The 18,589-nt window shown below is 62.4% G+C and carries 11 protein-coding genes; 7 read left to right on the top strand and 4 right to left on the bottom strand.

The window, feature by feature from the left end; genetic code table 11:
• Nucleotides 1-9: 9 nt before the first annotated feature.
• The 7 genes from J2W94_RS05940 to J2W94_RS05910 all read left to right on the top strand — a co-directional run bounded on the left by J2W94_RS05940 (nt 10) and on the right by J2W94_RS05910 (nt 12,868).
• A complete protein-coding gene (locus tag J2W94_RS05940; protein WP_310091045.1) occupies nt 10-3,009 on the top strand; it encodes a TonB-dependent receptor in 3,000 nt (999 codons plus the stop codon).
• A gap of 133 nt (nt 3,010-3,142) precedes the next feature.
• Nucleotides 3,143-4,669 (top strand): tryptophan halogenase family protein, encoded by a 1,527-nt coding sequence (locus J2W94_RS05935; protein WP_310091042.1) that lies wholly within the window; start codon nt 3,143-3,145, stop codon nt 4,667-4,669.
• A gap of 78 nt (nt 4,670-4,747) precedes the next feature.
• Complete coding sequence (locus tag J2W94_RS05930) at nt 4,748-6,358, top strand: glucoamylase family protein (protein ID WP_310091040.1); 1,611 nt, start codon at nt 4,748-4,750, stop codon at nt 6,356-6,358.
• Nucleotides 6,359-6,567: 209 nt separating this feature from the next.
• Complete coding sequence (locus J2W94_RS05925) at nt 6,568-7,851, top strand: sugar ABC transporter substrate-binding protein (protein ID WP_310091038.1); 1,284 nt, start codon at nt 6,568-6,570, stop codon at nt 7,849-7,851.
• Nucleotides 7,848-8,726, top strand: a complete 879-nt coding sequence (locus tag J2W94_RS05920; RefSeq protein ID WP_310091035.1) for a carbohydrate ABC transporter permease — start codon at nt 7,848-7,850, stop codon at nt 8,724-8,726. The genes J2W94_RS05925 and J2W94_RS05920 overlap by 4 nt, the downstream gene beginning before the upstream one ends.
• A complete protein-coding gene (locus tag J2W94_RS05915; RefSeq protein WP_310091032.1) occupies nt 8,723-9,547 on the top strand; it encodes a carbohydrate ABC transporter permease in 825 nt (274 codons plus the stop codon). The genes J2W94_RS05920 and J2W94_RS05915 overlap by 4 nt, the downstream gene beginning before the upstream one ends.
• 120 nt (nt 9,548-9,667) lie before the next feature.
• Nucleotides 9,668-12,868 carry a discoidin domain-containing protein gene (locus tag J2W94_RS05910; RefSeq protein ID WP_430540550.1) on the top strand — a complete coding sequence of 1,067 codons (3,201 nt, stop codon included), beginning with the start codon at nt 9,668-9,670 and terminating at the stop codon, nt 12,866-12,868.
• 161 nt (nt 12,869-13,029) lie between these two features.
• On the opposite strand, the gene J2W94_RS05905 is transcribed toward J2W94_RS05910, so the two are convergent.
• The 4 genes from J2W94_RS05905 to J2W94_RS05890 all read right to left on the bottom strand — a co-directional run bounded on the left by J2W94_RS05905 (nt 13,030) and on the right by J2W94_RS05890 (nt 18,466).
• Nucleotides 13,030-13,689 carry a bifunctional 4-hydroxy-2-oxoglutarate aldolase/2-dehydro-3-deoxy-phosphogluconate aldolase gene (locus J2W94_RS05905; RefSeq protein WP_310091029.1) on the bottom strand — a complete coding sequence of 220 codons (660 nt, stop codon included), beginning with the start codon at nt 13,687-13,689 and terminating at the stop codon, nt 13,030-13,032.
• A 167-nt stretch (nt 13,690-13,856) separates the two neighbouring features.
• Nucleotides 13,857-15,770: a phosphogluconate dehydratase gene (edd, locus tag J2W94_RS05900; RefSeq protein ID WP_310091026.1), complete on the bottom strand. Its 1,914-nt coding sequence runs from the start codon at nt 15,768-15,770 to the stop codon at nt 13,857-13,859.
• 235 nt (nt 15,771-16,005) lie between these two features.
• Complete coding sequence (glk, locus tag J2W94_RS05895; RefSeq protein ID WP_310091024.1) at nt 16,006-17,040, bottom strand: glucokinase; 1,035 nt, start codon at nt 17,038-17,040, stop codon at nt 16,006-16,008.
• 49 nt (nt 17,041-17,089) lie between these two features.
• Nucleotides 17,090-18,466 carry a GH1 family beta-glucosidase gene (locus tag J2W94_RS05890; RefSeq protein ID WP_310091022.1) on the bottom strand — a complete coding sequence of 459 codons (1,377 nt, stop codon included), beginning with the start codon at nt 18,464-18,466 and terminating at the stop codon, nt 17,090-17,092.
• Nucleotides 18,467-18,589: the final 123 nt, after the last annotated feature.

Genomic DNA, 18,589 nt, shown 5'->3' with positions numbered 1-18,589 from the left:
GGAGAGGTCATGAAGAACCGCAAGCCACGCAACATCCGTCCCACACGCACGTTGCTTACCTGCGCCCTGGCCAGTTGCTTGACGCTGAGCATGGCCCCTGCCTTCGCCCAGTCCGCCAACGCAACGTTGCGTGGTAACGCGCCTGTCGGGGCCCAGGTGACAGCGAAGAACACCGCCACTGGTGCGACCCGACGGGTCATGACCAATGCCGATGGCTCCTATTCGCTGGTAGGCCTGCCGCCAGGTACGTACCAGGTCGATGCCGGTCCCGGCACCGAGAGGACCGTGACCCTGGCCGTCGCTACTTCCGTCAGCCTCGATCTGAACGCTCCTGCGGCGGCTCCCACGGGAGACGCAACGACGCTCGATACCGTGACCGTGACCGCCCCGCCGTTGACGGAGGTCAAGACTTCCGAGGTCGGCACTAACGTATCGCTCAAGCAGATCAATACGGTTCCCCAACTGACCCGCAACTTCCTCGAATTCGCCGACACCGTTCCGGGCATGCAATTCACCACCGACGGATCCGGCCACAGCGATATCCGCGGCGGCGCGCAGACCACCAGCGCGGTGAACGTCTACATCGACGGCGTCGGCCAGAAGAGCTATTTGTTCGGCGGTGTGTCCGGTCAGCAGCAAAGCGCGGGCAACCCGTTCCCGCAGTTGGCGATCGGCGAATACAAAGTCATCACCTCCAACTACAAGGCCGAGTTCGACCAAGTTGGCTCGGCTGCGATTGTCGCGGCCACCAAGTCGGGTACTAACGAGTTCCACGGTGAGGTGTTCGGTCGGCATACGGATTCCGGTTGGCGTACGGAAACCGCTGGTGAAAGAGCACCCGGCAAGGAAAAGCAGAAGACACATCAGAACGAGTACGGCTTTGCATTGGGCGGCCCGATCATCCAGGACAAGATGCACTTCTTCTTCAGTTATGAAGGAAAAGGCTTCGTCATTCCTGCGGATCCTATCGTCCCGGGCACCAATGTCGGTATCGGCCAGTATCTGCCGGCAGACGTTCAAGGCAAGTTGGGACCGGTGACACGGCCGTTCCAGGAGGATTTGTACTTCGGCAAGATCGATTGGGAGATCGGCGACAACGACAAGTTGGAGTTTTCCGCCAAGGTGCGTGACGAGGACAGCCGCGACAGCGTTGGCGGCATCACCACGGCCGACGCCGCGAAGAACAACAAGAATACCGAAGAGCGCTACGACCTGAACTGGGAGCACTACGGCGAAAGCTACTTGAACGAACTGCGCGTCACCTATGAGGACGTGTTGTTCAATCCGACTGCCTACTCCATCGGCAACCAGTCGGTCTATACGCTTGGCCTGGACCAGAATCGGGTCATCCTTTTCGACGATGCGACCAGCGGCCTGGCTATTCAGCGCAAGGGTCAGAAAGGTCCGGCCATCCAGAACGACATCACCTTTAATGGCTTCGAGTGGCACGGCGACCATGTCGTCAAGGCGGGCATCAAGTACAAGCAGGTCGATCTGACCCAGAGCGAGAATTCGACCGAGAATCCCTCGTTCTACTACGCCGTCAACGATGGTACGCAAGCGGGGTTGCCGTTGGGCACCGGCGACATTCCGTACCAGGTCAGGTTCAATTTGCCGTTCGCGGGCGCCACGCCTTCCGTCACGACCAAGTCCAAGCAGATCGGCCTGTATATCCAAGACGACTGGAACGTGACCGACAAGCTGCAGCTCAATCTCGGCCTGCGTTGGGACTATGAGGAAATCCCGTCCTACACCGACTTCGTCACCCCGCCGGAAGTCGTCGCTGCATTGACCGGTCCGGGCACCAATCCGGCTATCACGGCGACTTACGCGGAGCAGTTGGCGCTTGGCGGCATCGATCTCGACGACTACATCAGCAACGGAAACAATCGCAAATCCGACAAGAACAATTGGGCGCCGCGTCTCGGCTTCTCCTATGACCTCAACGGCGACGAGCGGCACGTGATATTCGGTGGCGCCGGCCGCAGCTACGATCGCAACTTGTACGACTACATGGGCCTGGAACAGGTCAAGTCCGCGCTTTCCGGATATACGATTCGTTTCTCGGATACGACAGGCTGCACGCCGGCACCGGGCAGTTGCGTGGCTTGGGATCCGCGCTACCTCAATGGCTCCGAGGAGCTGGCGACGCTGGTGACCTCGAACGTCCGCAACGGCGAAATCGACCTGCTCAACAATGACCTGGTGACTCCGTATTCGGACCAGTTCTCTTTGGGCATGCGCAACAAAGTGGGCGAATGGAACACTTCGGCCACGGTAGCCTATATCCACAGCAAGGAAGGATTCGTCTTCACGCTCGGCAACCGTTATCCCAACGGCGACTTCTTCCAGGACGGTTCTCAGCCTTGGGGCCACTCGCCGCCGGGTTTCGGCGCATTGATCATCGGCAACAACGGCATCGAGACCAAGACGACCCAGCTGTTGCTTTCTGCGGACAAGCCCTACACCAAGGAATCGGGCTGGGGTGTTTCGGCGGCGTATACGTTCTCGCACGCCACGGGCAACCGGGGTGGCGATGAGCATTACGCCTTCGATGCCGCGACCATCGAGGATTACGCGTTCATCGATCTGAAGGCTGTGCCTAAGCATCGCTTGGTCGTGACCGGCATCTACGACCTGCCTTGGAACATAACCGCATCGGCCAAGCTGACCCTGGCCACTCCGGCGCCGTTGAACGAGATCGTGGGTTTCTATAATTATGGCGCGCCGAACACAGTGCTCCCGCGCGCGGTGGCGGTGGATGCGCCGGGGACTTTCGGCGTCAAACAGCTGGATCTGTCTCTGTCGAAGGACTTGCTGGTGACGGAGAACGTGACAGTGCAGGTGCGTGGCGATCTCATCAACGTCACCGACGCGGATAACCTCAGCCAATACAATGTCAACTGGGGCAGTGGTGGAGTCTACAGCCCGGACGTCAGCTTCAATCAGTACGGCTCCCAGTACACGCCGCCGCGCACGCTGTTCATGAGCGTCCGGGTGATCTGGTAACCGCAGTTGTAACAAGAGCGGCAAAGACAAGGCCCGCGAACGCGGGTCTTGTCTTACGATAGGACGGAAGCGTTGGAAATGGCTGGAATGAAATGACGAATTTGGGCCGTCATTGCGCGAAGAGCGTAATCCGATGAGCGAAAACGCGATCAAGAATATCGTCATCGTCGGAGGCGGCACCGCCGGCTGGATGGCGGCGGCGGCGCTTTCCAAGACGCTTGGCGACGCGTGCTCGATACGGCTCATCGAATCGGAGGCCATCGGTACGGTCGGTGTGGGCGAGGGCACGATTCCCCATATCAGGCTGTTCAACAGCCTGCTGCAGATCGACGAGGCCGATTTCGTTCGCAATACCCAGGGCACGTTCAAGCTCGGCATCCAGTTCAACGACTGGAACCGGCTCGGCGATTCCTACATGCATGGCTTCGGCAACGAGATCGGCCGCGGCCTGGGCATGCTCCCGTTCCATCAGTACTGGATCAAGGCTTCCCAGTCCGGAAAAGCCGCGGACATCAGCGCCTATTTGCTGAGCGCGCTGGCTGCACCGCGCGGGAAATTCATGGTTTCCGCTTCCGATGTGCCTCCGGCTTCGCCGCTGGCCAACATCGCCTACGCCTATCATTTCGACGCAGGCTTGTATGCGCGTTACCTGCGAGGCTATTCCGAGAAGAAGGGAGTGCAGCGCACCGAAGGCATCGTTGCGCGGGTGTTGCTCCACGCCGAACGCGGTTTCGTGGACGCGGTGGAAATGGAGGACGGCGAGGTTATCCGCGGCGACCTTTTCATCGACTGCTCCGGCTTCCGAGGCCTTCTGATCGAAGACACACTCAAGACCGGCTACATCGACTTCACCCACTGGTTGCCCTGCGATCGTGCGATGGCCGTGCCCAGCGAGAACGTCGGGCCTGCCGCCCCTTACACTCGCGCCAATGCGCGCGAAGCGGGATGGCAGTGGCGTATCCCGCTGCAGCACCGCACCGGCAACGGCTATGTCTACTCGAGCGCGCACATCAGCGACGACGAGGCGGCGGCGACCCTGCTGCGGAACCTGGAGGGACGCGCGCTGGACGATCCGCGTCCCTTGCGCTTCACCACCGGCCGTCGGAAAAAGTTCTGGAACAAGAACGTCGTTGCGCTTGGGCTTTCCAGCGGCTTCATGGAGCCGCTGGAAGCGACCAGCATCCATCTCATCCAGGTGGGAATAATGAGATTGCTCAGCCTGTTTCCGCGGGCGGGCGTCAACGATGTCCTGGTGGATCGCTACAACGCCCAATTGAGCTTCGAGTTCGAGCGGATCCGCGATTTCCTGATCCTGCATTACCACGCTACCGAACGCGACGACACCAGGTTCTGGCGCGAATGCCGGAAGATGTCGATTCCGCCCGAGCTGCAGGCCAACATCGATCTGTTCCGCGACAGCGGCCGTTTCTTCCGCAATGGCGAAGAGATGTTCGCGGAAATGAGTTGGGTCCAGATCATGATCGGGCAGGGCATCCTGCCGCAGAGCTACCATCCCATGGTCGATCAGCTGCCGGATGAAGATCTGGCCCGTTATGTCGCCAGCATAGGACGCACGATTTCCGATTGCGTCGATGCCATGCCGATGCAACAGGCCTTCATCGACCGATATTGCGCCGCCACGCCTCCATCGGGCATGTAGAAAAGCTTGGGTGGATTGCGCGTCAGCGTGCGATCAGATCCACGACCTAAAATGAAAACGTTTACAACGGACCGCTAGATGAATTCAGGAAATTTTAAACTTGGCCGCACGATCGCACTGGGTGCATTGATCGCCCTGGCGGCCGCATGCAACAAGGCGCCGCCGCCTACGGCGGCGCCGAAGCCGGCGGACAAGCCGGTCGCGGCCGTGCCCGCCAAGGACATCAAGCCGGAACTGCCGCCGCTGTTCCGCGACATCGAGCGCCGTACGTTCCAGTTCTTCTGGGACACCACGAATCAAACGAACGGACTTACGCCCGACCGGTTCCCGTCGCGTCCGTTCGCCAGCATCGCCTCGGTCGGTTTCGCGTTGACCGCCTATCCGATCGGCATCGAGAACAATTGGGTCAGCCGCAATCAGGCGGTGGACCGCACCTTGCTGACGCTGAAATTCTTCCGCGACATGCCGCAGGGACCGCAGCGGACGGGCAAGAGCGGCAACAAGGGTTTCTACTACCATTTCTTGGATATGCAGAAAGGCCAGCGTTACGACAGCTGGGTGGAGCTTTCCAGCGTCGATACCACCTTGCTGATGATGGGCGTGCTGTTCGCGCAGTCCTATTACGACCGAGACGATCCGCGCGAGAAGGAGATCCGCGACGTCGCCGAAGAGCTTTACCGACGCGTGGACTGGAACTGGATGCAGCAGAACAAGCCGCTGATCTCGATGGGCTGGTATCCGGAGAGCGGTTTCATCAAGCACGACTGGGCGGGTTATAACGAAGCCATGATGGTCTACATCCTGGCGCTGGGCTCGCCTACGCACCCGGTCAGCCCGGATGCGTGGGAAGTGTGGACGCGCACCTACAACGATGTGTGGGGCGTTTATCAGGACCAGGAGTTCCTGGCTTTCGGCCCCTTGTTCGGCCACCAGTACAGCCACGTCTGGATCGACTTCAAGGGCATCCAGGACGACTACATGCGCGAACGCGGCATCGACTACTTCGAGAACAGCCGTCGCGCCACGCTGGCGCAGCGCTCGTACGCCATCTCCAATCCGATGAAATGGAAGGACTACGGCGAGAACGTGTGGGGTCTGACCGCCAGCGACGGCCCGCAGCAGACCCTGCAGGACTATCGCGGCGAACAGCGCGAGTTCCGCCATTACTCGTCGCGCGGCGCCGGCTTGCGCGAGAACTTCGACGACGGCACCATCGCTCCGACCGCCGCTGTCGCCTCCTTGCCTTTCGCTCCCGAGATCGTGATACCCGCGACCGTGGAAATGCACGATCGTTATGGCGAATACATCTATTCCAGCTACGGTTTCCTGGATTCGTTCAACCGCAGCTTCGACTACGACATCCCGCTCAAGACCGGGCGACTGGTGCCGGGCGAGGGTTGGGTATCCAGCGATTACATCGGCATCGACCAGGGGCCGATCCTGACCATGATCGCCAACTACCGCAACGGATTCGTCTGGAACGTGATGAAGAAGAACGAGCACATCCGCGATGGCCTCGAGCGTGCGGGATTCAAGGGCGGATGGCTGGCTCCGGAGGGCGAGCCGGTACCGGCGGCGAAGGGCGATCCGAAAGCGGCCACCGCGCGCGCGCTGGGCAACGCCGAATCGCGTGCCGGCAACCCCGACGGCCAGCAAGAGGCGGCGCCGAGGCCGCAGCAGCCGCAGTAAGCTGTGCGAATGTCGAGCCGGAACGAAATGGACGAAGCCTGGGCCTGTCTCCATGTCGGGCCGCATAGCCACGCTCCGTCATCCCAGCGAAAGCTGGGATCCATCTTGATTTTTCCATCAGCTGGCCAGGATGTCTCCACTTCAACAGCAAAATGGATCCCAGCTTTCGCTGGGATGACGGCGGACGGGACTTGGGGTTGCGGACGACAATGACGCTACGCAGACTTCTCGCGATCGCTGCGTTGTTCACGCTGGCGGTCGCCTGCGCCCGCAAGACCGACGACCGCGAAGTCGTCACCTTCTGGGCGATGGGCTACGAAGGGGAGGTGGTCGCCCAGTTGATACCGGAATTCGAGCGCCGCAACCCCGGCATCAAGGTCGATCTGCAGCAGCTTCCCTGGCTGTCGGCGCACGAAAAGCTGTTGACCGCCTTCGCCGGCGAATCGCTCCCCGATGTCTCGCCCATCGGCAATACCTGGATTCCGGAATTCGCCGCGTTGGACGCATTGCACCCGTTGGACGAAGAAATTGCGGCGGCCAGCGATTTCGATGTGCCCGACTATTTTCCCGGTGTTTGGGACAGTGGAGTGGTGGAAGGAAAGATCTATGCGGTGCCGTGGTACGTGGAAACACGATTGCCGTTCTACCGGACCGATCTGCTGAAGGAAGCCGGCGTCGGCAAAGTGCCGCAGAGCTGGGGCGAATGGCGGACGGCCATGATCGCCGTCAAGCGAGAAGTGGGTCCTGAGCGTTACGCGATCTTGCTGCCGCTGAACGAGTTCGAACCATTGCTGAGCTTGGCGATCCAAGAACCGGAACCGCTGTTGCGCGAGGGCGGGCGCTACGGAAATTTCCGCAGCGCAGGCTTCAAGCATGCGCTGGGCTTCTACAAAGAGATCTTCGACCAGAAGCTCGCACCGGTGGTGACCAACAACCAGATTTCGAACGTATGGGACGAGTTCGGCAAGGGCTTCTATTCGTATTACATCTCCGGGCCCTGGAATATCGCCAAGTTCAAGGAACGTTTGCCGCCACAGCAGCAGGACGACTGGATGACGATGCCGCTGCCGGGACCGAATGGACCGGGCGCATCGCTGGCCAACGGCACCAGTTTCGTGGTCTTCCGCCAATCGCAGCACAAGGCTGCGGCGTGGAAGCTGATCCAGTATTTGTCCTTGCCCGAGACGCAGGCGAAATTCCATTCGTTGACCGGCGACCTTCCGCCGCGGCGTTCGCCCTGGCAGACCTCTGCACTGGCTAACGACCGGCATGCGAAGGCTTTTCGCGAGCAACTGGAGCGCGCAGTAGCCACGCCAAAAGTTCCCGAATGGGAGCGCATCGCGCAGGAAATGCGGGTGATAGGCGAGGAAGTGGCCAACGGCCGCATGAGCGTGGACGAAGCCGCCGAGGAGATGGACAGACGGGCGGACAGGTTCCTGGAAAAAAGGCGCTGGATGCTCGACCAGGCGAAAGGCAAGGCAGGGGCGCCATGAAACCGTCGACCGCAGGCTGGATGTTCGCGGCACCGGCGCTGACCGTGATTGGCTTGTTCTTCGGCCTGCCGGTGATCGCGGCGCTGGCGCTGAGCCTGACCGACTTCGACATCTACGCCCTTGCCGACCTGAATAACCTGCGGTTCGTCGGCTTGGGCAACTATGCAGGCCTGTTGCAGAACCCCTTGTTCTGGAAATCGCTGGGCAACACCCTGTATTTCGTCGTGGTGGGAGTGCCGCTGTCGGTGGCGATGTCGCTGGGGGCGGCTTTGCTGCTGCATTCCAAGGCGGGGCGGTTCAAGCCTTTCTTCCGTACCGCGTTCTTCGCGCCGGTAGTGACCACTGTAGTGGCGGTGGCGGTGATCTGGCGCTATCTCTTCCACACCAAGTACGGACTGGTGAACTGGGGCCTGTCGTCCGTCGGCATCGATGCGATTGATTGGCTGGGCGATCCACACTGGGCCATGCCGACCATCATCCTGTTCGCGGTGTGGAAGAACTTCGGCTACAACATGATCATCTTCCTGGCTGGTTTGCAGAGCATTCCGGAAGATTTGTACGAAGCCGCGCGCATCGATGGCGCCGGCACCTGGAAGCAATTCCGCCATGTGACTCTGCCGATGCTGGGGCCGGTGCTGCTGCTGGTGAGCATCCTGACCATGGCCGGTTATTTCCAGCTGTTCGCCGAACCATACGTGATGACCCAGGGCGGGCCGCTGGAGAGTACCAAGAGCGTGCTGTACCTGATGTACGAAGAAGGCTTCAAGTGGTGGAACCTGGGCAACGCCTCGGCGGTCGCGTTCCTGTTGTTCGTGCTGATGGTGGCGACGACCAGCGGATTGCTGTGGTTCGCGCGCCGCAAGGGCGTCGAATGAAGCGCCGCCTGCTTCCGTCGCTGGTCGTGAACGGACTTCTGGGGGTGGTCGCCGTCGTCAGCCTGGCGCCGCTGCTGTGGATGCTGTCGGTGTCGTTCATGCAGACCGGCGAAGCCGGACACTTCCCGCCGCCACTGCTGCCGTCGCAGGCCACCTTCGCCAACTACCGGGAACTGTTCGTGCGCGCGGGCATGGGCCGCTTTCTGTTCAACAGCTTCCTCATCTCCACCTGCGTGATGCTGTTGTCGGTGCTGTTCAATACGTTGGCGGGATACGCCTTCGCCAAATTGCGCTTCAAGGGCCGCGACCGGACCTTCCGTGCGCTGCTGGCCGCGCTGGTCATTCCCGCGCAGGTGGCGATGATGCCGTTGTTCCTGCTGCTGAAGCAGATGGGGCTGGTGAATACCTATATGGGCGCCATCGTGCCCGGTATGGCCGCGATCTTCGGTATCTACCTGGTACGTCAGTACGCGCGCACCATTCCCGACGAATTGCTGGAAGCTGCGCGCATCGATGGCGCCGGCGAATGGCGGATCTTCTTCCAGATCGTGCTGCCGGCGCTGAAGCCGATCCTGGTGACGCTGGCTATCTTCAGTTTCCTTGGCGCCTGGAACGATTTCATGTGGCCGTTGATCGTGTTGAGCGATGAGAGCCTGCAGACGCTGCCGGTGGCGCTGGCCTCGCTGTCGCGCGAACACGTGATGGACTACGAATTGATGATGGCCGGCTCGGTGGTGACCATCCTGCCGGTGCTGTTGCTGTTCCTGGTGTTGCAGCGCTACTACATCCAGGGTTTGTTGTTGGGAAGCGTGAAGGGATAAAGAAGGGTTGAAACACCGATGAAAATGAAATCGTCATTCCCGCGAAGGCGGGAACCCAGCGACTTTGCTTCACCAAGGAAGCTCAGAAGCGCAAGTCACTGGGTTCCCGCCTTCGCGGGAATGACGAGATTATTTCTTTTGGCTGCTTGCCTAGGATTGGTCGCAACCACCGCAAACGCGCAAAGCAGGTCCCGTATCCTCGACGACTTCAGCGATGCCTCCACGTGGCGGGTGGTCACGTCCAACCAGGTCACCGCCGCTCTTCGCCAGGTCGAAGGCGCGCAAGGCAAGGCGCTGTGCCTGGACTACGACTATCACGGCGTCTCCGGCTATGCAGGCATCCAACGTACCTTGCCACTGGAGTATCCGCAGAACTACCGGTTCGATTTCCAACTCCGTGGCGACTCGCCGCGCAACGACCTGCAGTTCAAGGTCACCGACGCCAGCGGCGACAACGTGTGGTGGGTCAACAAGCCCAGGTACGAGTACCCGCACCAATGGACCGGCGTGCGCTACCAGAAACGGCATATCGACAAGGCTTGGGGTCCAGATCCCGACCGTGTCCTGCGCAAGAGCGCAAAACTCGAATACACCGTCTACAACAACGAGGGCGGCAAAGGTTCGGTGTGCTTCGACGAGTTGACCTTCACTCCACTGGCGCCGGAGGACCGTTCGCCGCTCGCTGCCACGGCCAGCGCATCGGCAGCCAATGGCAGCGGCGTGGGCGGCAATGCGTTGGATGGCGATCCGGAGACGGCCTGGTATGCGGACTTCGCCGCCGCGAAACAGCCGCAACTGACCCTGGATCTGGGCAAGCAGCGCGAGTTCGGCGGCCTGAAACTGGTGTGGAAACAAGGCGAATCCGCCTCGGACTATCTATTGCAGCTCTCTGAGGACGGCGCGCATTGGCGCGACGTGCGCACCGTGGTGGGCGGCGACGGCGGCAGCGACTATCTGGCGCTTCCCGAATCCGAAGCGCGTTATTTGCGTTTGAGCGTGGGCGCTGGACCTGGGAAATCGTTCGGGCTTGCCGAGGCGGTGATAGAGCCGCTGCAGTTCGCTGCGACGCCCAATGATTTCATCAAGTCGGTCGCTGGCGAAAGTCCGCGCGGCTGGTTTCCGCGTGGCTTCGTCGGCGAGCAGCCGTACTGGACCATCGTCGGCATCGACGGCGGCCACGAGCAGGGCCTGATCGGCGAAGACGGTGCGATCGAACTCGGCAAGGGCGCGCCCAGCATCGCGCCCATGGTCCTAGTCGACGGCAAGCTGGTCACCTGGGCCGACGTCGAGTTGAACCAGTCCTTGCAGGACGGGTATCTGCCGATTCCCAGCGTCGACTGGAAGCATGCCGATTTCGGTTTGCGTGTGACCGCGTTTGCCGAGGGCGAGCCGGGCGATGCGAAGCTGGTGGGACGCTATCGGCTTACGAACACCGGCAAGCGCACGCGCGACTACGTGCTCGCCTTGGCGGTGCAGCCTTGGCAGGTCAATCCATCCAGCCAGTTCCTCAATACTCCCGGCGGCATCAGTGCGATCACCGAGCTGCAGCTGACCCCAACCCACCTCTGGATCAACAACGATACCGACAGGCCCGATACGCTCCAGCATAAGATCGTGGAAGCCGTCGAGCCAGCGGATGCGATGCTGGCGACGCCTTTCGACGCGGGCATGATCGCCCGGCGATTGCAAGCGGGCGACGATCTTTGGAGCAGCACGGACGCCAAGCTAGCAAGAGTGGAAGAGGATTCGACAGGACTGGCTTCCGGTGCGTTGCTGTACCGGATCAAGCTGACGCCTGGGGAAAGCCGCGAAGTAGCATGGCTACTGCCGCTGGAAGGCGGCATCGCCTATGACCACGTCGCCACCACCGGTTTCGATGCCCGCACCGCCCAAGAACAGGTCGCCGCGCAGTGGCGCGGAAAACTGGATCAGGTGCGGATCAAGGTTCCGCCGCAGGGCCAGGCACTGGTCGATACGTTGCGTACCGCCACCGCACACATGCTGATTTCGCGCATCGGCCCGCGCCTGCAACCGGGCACGCGTTCGTACGCGCGCAGCTGGATACGCGACGGGGCGATGATCTCTGAAGGCCTGCTGCGCATGGGCCGCGAGGAAGTGGTGCGCGACTATGTCGAATTCTATGCGCCGTACCAGTTCAAGGACGGCATGGTGCCGTGCTGCGTGGACGACCGCGGCAGCGACCCGGTGCCGGAGAACGACAGCCACGGCGAACTGATCTACAACATCGCCGAGCTGTACCGCTACGACGGCGACAAGGCGTTCCTGGAAGAGATGTGGCCGCATGTGCTGGGTGCGTACGAATACATGGAGAAATTGCGCCTGAGTGAGCGCACCGAGGCCAACCGCGCGCTCAACCCTGCCTTCTACGGAATGATGCCGGTGTCGATCAGCCACGAAGGCTATTCGGCCAAGCCGGTGCATTCGTACTGGGACAATTTCTGGGCGCTGCGCGGCTACAAGGACGCGGTGGACGTGGCCCTTTGGCTGGGCAAGGACGAAGACGCCAAGCGCTTCGCCGCTTCGCGCGACCAGTTCCATGAGGACCTGTACCTTTCTTTCCAGGCTGCGGTGCGGCAGCACGGCATCGACTTCCTGCCGGGCTCGGCGGAGCTGGGCGATTTCGACGCCACCTCGACCACCATCGGTCTAGCCCCCGGCGGCGAGCAGGACAGGATGCCGAAGCAATTGCTGGATGCGACCTTCGAGCGCTACTGGAAAGAGTTCGAGAAACGCAGCAACGGGACGCGCGAGTGGAAGGATTACACGCCTTATGAATGGCGGAATGTGTCGGCCTTCGTGCGCCTGGGCTGGCGCGAGCGGGCGTGGGACGCGGTGCAGTTCTTCTTCAAGGACCGTGCGCCGCAGCCCTGGAACCAGTGGGCGGAAGTCGTGTCGCGCACGCCGCGCAAGCCGTTCTTCGTCGGCGATCTGCCGCATGCGTGGGTGGCGTCGGATTTCGTGCGTTCGGCGCTGGATATGTTCGCTTATGCGCGCGAGTCGGACGACAGCATCGTGCTGGCGGCGGGCATCCCGACGGACTGGCTGGAAGGGAAGGGCATCGCCATCCGCGACCTGCGCACGCCGGAGGGCAAGCTGGGTTATTCGTTACGTCGGGTGGGCGGCAAGCTGGAGCTGCAGACCGATGGAGGCCTCAAGCTGCCAGTGGGCGGATTGGTGCTGCCATGGCCGTATCCGAGCGCGCCCGGGAAAACGACCGTCAACGGACAACTCGCGGAGTGGAAGGACGGTGAGCTGCGCGTGTTGAAGTTGCCCGCGCGCGTGATAGCCGAGATGCCCTAGAACAATGTCGATTGCCGTAGGAGCGACGTAGGTCGCGAATACATCTTCTTCCGGCAATCCTTCGCGACTTACGTCGCTCCTACGGCATTCCGGCTAGTCGGTGTTCCGGATGGAACGTTGGTCGGCATGGCGTACCACTACAAGAAGCTCTGAACAGCGGACTACGCCCCACGTACCTCGGCAACGATGGCAGCAGCCTTCGCCGAACTGGCAGTAACCTTGTTCCACTCGCCGGCCTCGATCCAGTTCTTCGGCACCATCCACGATCCGCCGATGCAGACCACGTTGGGCTGTGACAGATAGTCGGCGGCGTTGTCTTCGGTAATGCCGCCGGTGGGGCAGATCTTCAGGTCAGAGAGCGGGCCAGCCAGGCCTTTCAACATCGCCAGGCCGCCCACGGCACTGGCGGGGAACAGCTTGCACACGCGGAAACCGCGCGCCATCAGCGACAGCAGTTCGGTCGGCGTCGCCGCACCGGGGACTACCGGGATCGGCGCTTTGGCCAAGGCGTCGGCCATTTCCGAAGGCGTGCCTGGCGTGACCAGGAAGTCGGCGCCGGCGGCGATGGATTGCTCCATCTGCTCGATGGTCAGCACGGTGCCCGCGCCGATCACGATATCCGGCAGTTCTTTCTTCAGCATCGCCAGTGCTTCCATCGCCACCGGCGTGCGCAGGGTCAGCTCGATCGCCGGCAGGCCGCCCTTGAGCAGCGCCGCGGAGACTTTGCGGGCTTCGTCCAGCGTATGCACGGTGACCACGGGCAGGATGCCGGCGGCGCGGAGGAGTTGTTCGGCTTTCTGTTGATGCTGGGCGATGGTCATGTTGGTTCCAAGTGAGCGGTTCCTTCTCCCATTGGGAGAAGGTGGCGCGCAGCGCCGGATGAGGGAATGGAGGGAGTATCGGTTTGTAGTGAAAGTCTGTCGTGACGGAGAGAGCACGCCCTCATCCGCCCCTTCGGGGCACCTTCTCCCGGTGGGAGAAGGAAGAGCTAGGCGTCTTTGGCTTCATGCGGAGCTCCGGCCGCAGCATGATCGTGCCCCAACTCGTATTCCGCATCGTATTCCCAACCGCCTTCGGGCGAGGGCGGGCCGCAGGAAATCGACAGCGCGCCCTGGTCGGCGGGAGTCACCAGATTGCGGCTCCAGGCGAACAGATTGCGGCCCAGGTCCTGCGCGGCGGGCGCGGTATTGGGCGCGTGCGTGCGTGCGTTCCACTCATCCGCATCGATGAGGACTTCGAGGGTGCCGGCTTCGGCGTCGAGACGGATCATGTCGCCTTCGCGCAGTTTGCCGATCGGGCCGCCACGCGCCGCTTCGGGCGTGAGATGGATCGCCGCGGGAATCTTGCCGGAGGCGCCGGAAAGGCGGCCGTCGGTGACCAGCGCCACGCGCCGGCCCTGGTTCTGCAGCAGGCCCAGCAGCGGCGCGAGCGAATGCAGCTCAGGCATGCCGTTGGCGCGCGGTCCCTGGTAGCGGACCACGGCGATGAAATCCTGCGGCAACACGCCTGCCGCATGCAGTTTGTTCAGTGCGCGTGGATCGTCGATGACCACGGCCGGCGCTTCGATGCGGTGGTATTCGGACTTCACCGCCGAAATCTTCATCAGCGAACGGCCCAGATTGCCGCGCAGCAGGCGCAGACCGCCGTGCGGGTCGAAGGCGTCGCTGACCGGACGCACCACCGCTTCGTCCGCGCTCTTGGCCACGCCCGGCGTGTAGTCCAGTTTGCCGTCGGTCAGTCGCGGCTCATCGCAGAAAGCGCGCATGCCGCCGGCAACGACGGTGGCGATATCGCCATGCATCAGGCCCGCGTCGATCAGTTCGCGGAACACGAATTGGGTGCCGCCGGCGGCCGCGAAACGATTCACGTCGGCGTCGCCGTTCGGATACACGCGCGCCAGCAGCGGCACGATCTGGGAAAGTTCGTCCATGTCGTCCCAGGTCAGCACGACGCCCGCGGCGCGCGCGACGGCGATCCAGTGGATGGTGTGATTGGTGGAACCGCCGGTGGCCATCAGCGCGACCATGGCGTTGACGATGGCGCGCTCGTCGATCAGATGGCCGATGGGGCGATAGTCGTTGCCCAGGGCGGTGATGCGCAAGGCGCGTTCGGTGGAGGCGCGGGTCAGCGCATCGCGCAGCGGCGTGCCCGGATTGACGAAGGAAGTGCCGGGGAGTTGCAGGCCCATCGCTTCCAGCAACACCTGGTTGGAATTGGCGGTGCCGTAGAAAGTGCAGGTACCGGCGGCATGATACGAAGCCGCTTCCACTTCCAGCAGTTCTTCGCGGGTCGCTTCGCCGGCGGCATAGCGCTCGCGTACTTCGGCTTTCTTCTTGTTCGGAATACCCGGCGTCATCGGGCCGGCGGGCACGAACATCGCCGGCAGGTGACCGAACGCGAGGGCGCCGATCAGCAGGCCGGGCACGATCTTGTCGCAGACGCCCAGGTACAGGGCCGCGTCGAACATGTCGTGGCTCAGCGAGATGGCGGTGGCCTGGGCGATGTTGTCGCGCGAGAACAGCGACAGTTCCATGCCCGGACGGCCCTGGGTGACGCCGTCGCACATCGCCGGTACGCCGCCGGCGACTTGCGCGGTGGCGCCGAGCTCGCGAGCCACCTGGCGCACGATCTCCGGGTAATGCTCGAACGGCTGATGCGCCGACAGCATGTCGTTGTAGGCGTTGATGATGCCCAGGTTGGGGGTGACATCGGCGCGCAAGCGACCCTTGTCGGTCTTGCCGGAAGCGGCGAAGGCGTGGGCCAGATTGCCGCAGCTCAGACGCGTGCGGTTGGGGCCTTCGCGATGGGCGGCGTCGATGCCGGCCAGGTAGGCGCGCCGCGAATCGGCGCTGCGCTTGCGGAGACGTTCGGTGATTTCGTGGAGGCGCGGATGCAGGGTCATGGCGGAGGCTGGGTCTGCGGAAGGGGCAGGGAACGAAGATCCGCTGCCACTGAAGGCCGGCGGATGCAGAGCAAGACCTTTCCGCTAACAGACCACAACAATACCAATTATCTGAATGGGTCTGGGAAAGCGCTCCGCCCGACTGAGTTTAGCCGTTCTGGAGTTTCGTTTCTTGGCTATTTTGAATGCCAGTCAAATACCACTGCGTACCAACCCCGCACGAGCGCTGCGGGGGTTACTTCACGCCGAAGCTTTCCACCGCGAAGGCGGCCGCGCCTAGCAGTCCAGGACGCGGATGCACGACGGCCAGGGTGGGCACGCGCGACATGGCCGGCGAGAAACGGCCCTTGTGTTCGAAGCGCTGGCGGAAGCCAGAATGCTGCAGCGACGACAGCAGCTTGGGCACCAGTCCGCCGGTGAGGAATACGCCGTCCCAGGCGCCGGCGCTCAACACCAGATCGCCGGCGATGGCGCCGAACACCGCGCAGAACACATCCAGGGTGCGCATGCAGCGGCGATCGCCCGCCGCGGCGCGCGCGGTGATGTCGGCCGGTTGCATCGGACCAGGGTCTTCCCCCGCGATCTCGCTCAGGGCGCGGTGCAGGTTGACCAGGCCGGGTCCGCAAATCAGGCGTTCGTTGGAAACGCGGCCGAACTGCGCTGACAATTTCTCGAGTATCTCGATCTCTTCCGGCGTGCCGGGCGGAAAACTGACATGGCCGCCTTCGGTTTCCAGCGGATAGCGACGGCCGTCGCGCACGATCAGGCCGCCTACGCCCAGCCCGGTGCCCGGGCCGATGACGGCGTAGGTCTTGTTCACCGATGCGGGCGCGGGCGACCAGCGTGCGCCGCCGATCGGCACCACATCGGCCGGAGTCAGCAGCGACACCGCCATCGCCTGCGCGGCGAAATCGTTGACGAGCTTGATGGCGTCGAAGCCCAGTGCGCTGCGCGTACGCGACAGCGAGATGACCCAGGGATGGTTGGTGATGCGGGCCTCGTCGCCATCGACGCGGCCGGCCACCGCGAACACGCCGTTCTGCGCTGTCGCGCCGGTCTTGTCCAGGTAGTGCTGGGCCGCATCTGCAAGCGAAGGGAAATCCGCGACCGCGAATTCGCCGACGCTATCGACGATGAGCGGCGTTTCCAGCGAGGTATCGGCCAGCGCGAAGCGCGCATTGGTGCCGCCGATATCGGCCAGCAGTACACGCTCTATAGATGCGCGCTCTATAGAAGCACGCTCTGCGGGAGCAGGGGGCGTGGCGGTCATGCGGAGTACTTCAGGCGATGGTTACAGAGAGTATTCCGCGGCATCCGACTCAGTCGTCCTCGTTGCTCAGCGCTGCGCCGTGAGTGGCGACAACTTTCGCATAATAGCGTGCGCTGTCCTTCGGTGTGCGGGTCTGGGTTTCGAAATCCACGTGGACAATACCGAACCGTTTGGAATAGCCCAGCGACCACTCGAGGTTGTCCAGCAGCGACCACACGAAGTAGCCGCCGATGTCGCAGCCGGCCTCGATCGCCGCGTGCACTGCACGCAGATGTTGGCGCAAGTAGCTGAGACGCAAGGGATCGCGCACGCGGCGGGCCCCCGAAGAGTTCGTTTCGGATTTGGGCGGATCGAAGAAGGCCGCGCCGTTCTCGGTGATGAAAACCTTGGGGTTGCCATAGCGTTCCTTCACCCACACCAGCGTGTCGGTCAGCCCTTGCGGGAATACCTCCCAGCCGGTTTCTGTATACGTATGCTGGTTCTGCCGGACCGGTGCGACCTTCAGCGGCCAATTCAGTTCGTCGTGCTTGGCCACGTTGCGGGTGTAGTAGTTGACGCCGATGAAATCCAACGGCTGCTTGATCAGGTCCATGTCGTCCTGCGACCACTCCGGCCAGGCTTCGCCGAAGATCTCGCGCAGTTCTTCCGGATAGGTGCCGAAGAACGCCGGGTCCAGGTATTGACGGTTCATGTAGGCTTCGGCGCGACGGGTCGCAGCGAGATCTTCAGCGCTATCGCTGGCCGAGTACTTGGGCTCGATGTTCACCACCAGCCCGATCTCGTGCTTGCCCACTTCGCGGTAGGCTTTCACTGCCGCGCCATGCGCGCGCATCAGGTTGTGCGAGGCGATGGGCGCTTCGAAACGGTTGCGGTGGCCCGGCGCCAACGCACCGTGCAGATAACCGCCATCGGTGACCACCCAGGGTTCGTTGAGGGTGGCCCAGCGCTTGATGCGGCCGTCCAGCCGCTCGAACATCAAACGGCCGTAATCGGCGAACCAGCCGGCGATATCGCGGTTCAACCAGCCGCCCTGGTCGTCCAGTGCGGCGGGCAGATCCCAGTGGAAGAGGGTGGCGACGGGCTGGATGTCGTTCTCCAGCAGGGTGTCGACCAGGCGTTCGTAGAAATCGACGCCTTTCTGGTTCACGCGGCCCTTGCCCTCGGGCAGCACCCGGCTCCAGGAAATGCTGAAGCGGTAGGCCTGCATGCCCAGCTCTTTCATGATCGCGATGTCTTCGCGCCAGCGGTTGTAATGGTCGCAGGCTACGTCGCCGGTATCGTTGTTGAGCATGCGGCCCGGCGTATGGGCGAAGCGCTGCCAGATGCTGGGGCCGGCGCCATCGGCGAGCGGGGAGCCTTCGATCTGATAGGCGGCGGTGGCGCTTCCCCAGACGAAATCGTCCGGGAACTGGTAAATATTCGACATGGCCCCTCCGGCGGTGTCGTGGGTGTATCAACAGGATTCGGGATATTGCGTTGTGAAAACGGTTACATGGCAGAATACCGTAAGCCTTCGGTCAGCGGAACCGGTCAGAGGGCTGAAATAGAA

It is taken from the genome of Pseudoxanthomonas sacheonensis (assembly GCF_031455975.1).
Lineage (GTDB): Bacteria > Pseudomonadota > Gammaproteobacteria > Xanthomonadales > Xanthomonadaceae > Pseudoxanthomonas_A > Pseudoxanthomonas_A sacheonensis_A.
This window is presented reverse-complemented; position numbering and strand designations above follow the sequence as displayed.

What these genes read in the sequence shown, in the direction of transcription:
- J2W94_RS05940 (WP_310091045.1), top strand. Translation starts at nt 10, where the DNA reads ATGAAGAACCGCAAGCCACGCAACATCCGTCCCACACGCACGTTGCTT.
- J2W94_RS05935 (WP_310091042.1), top strand. Translation starts at nt 3,143, where the DNA reads ATGAGCGAAAACGCGATCAAGAATATCGTCATCGTCGGAGGCGGCACC.
- edd (WP_310091026.1), bottom strand. Translation starts at nt 15,770, where the DNA reads ATGACCCTGCATCCGCGCCTCCACGAAATCACCGAACGTCTCCGCAAG.
- J2W94_RS05930 (WP_310091040.1), top strand. Translation starts at nt 4,748, where the DNA reads ATGAATTCAGGAAATTTTAAACTTGGCCGCACGATCGCACTGGGTGCA.
- J2W94_RS05915 (WP_310091032.1), top strand. Translation starts at nt 8,723, where the DNA reads ATGAAGCGCCGCCTGCTTCCGTCGCTGGTCGTGAACGGACTTCTGGGG.
- J2W94_RS05920 (WP_310091035.1), top strand. Translation starts at nt 7,848, where the DNA reads ATGAAACCGTCGACCGCAGGCTGGATGTTCGCGGCACCGGCGCTGACC.
- J2W94_RS05925 (WP_310091038.1), top strand. Translation starts at nt 6,568, where the DNA reads ATGACGCTACGCAGACTTCTCGCGATCGCTGCGTTGTTCACGCTGGCG.
- J2W94_RS05910 (WP_430540550.1), top strand. Translation starts at nt 9,668, where the DNA reads ATGACGAGATTATTTCTTTTGGCTGCTTGCCTAGGATTGGTCGCAACC.
- J2W94_RS05890 (WP_310091022.1), bottom strand. Translation starts at nt 18,466, where the DNA reads ATGTCGAATATTTACCAGTTCCCGGACGATTTCGTCTGGGGAAGCGCC.
- glk (WP_310091024.1), bottom strand. Translation starts at nt 17,040, where the DNA reads ATGACCGCCACGCCCCCTGCTCCCGCAGAGCGTGCTTCTATAGAGCGC.
- J2W94_RS05905 (WP_310091029.1), bottom strand. Translation starts at nt 13,689, where the DNA reads ATGACCATCGCCCAGCATCAACAGAAAGCCGAACAACTCCTCCGCGCC.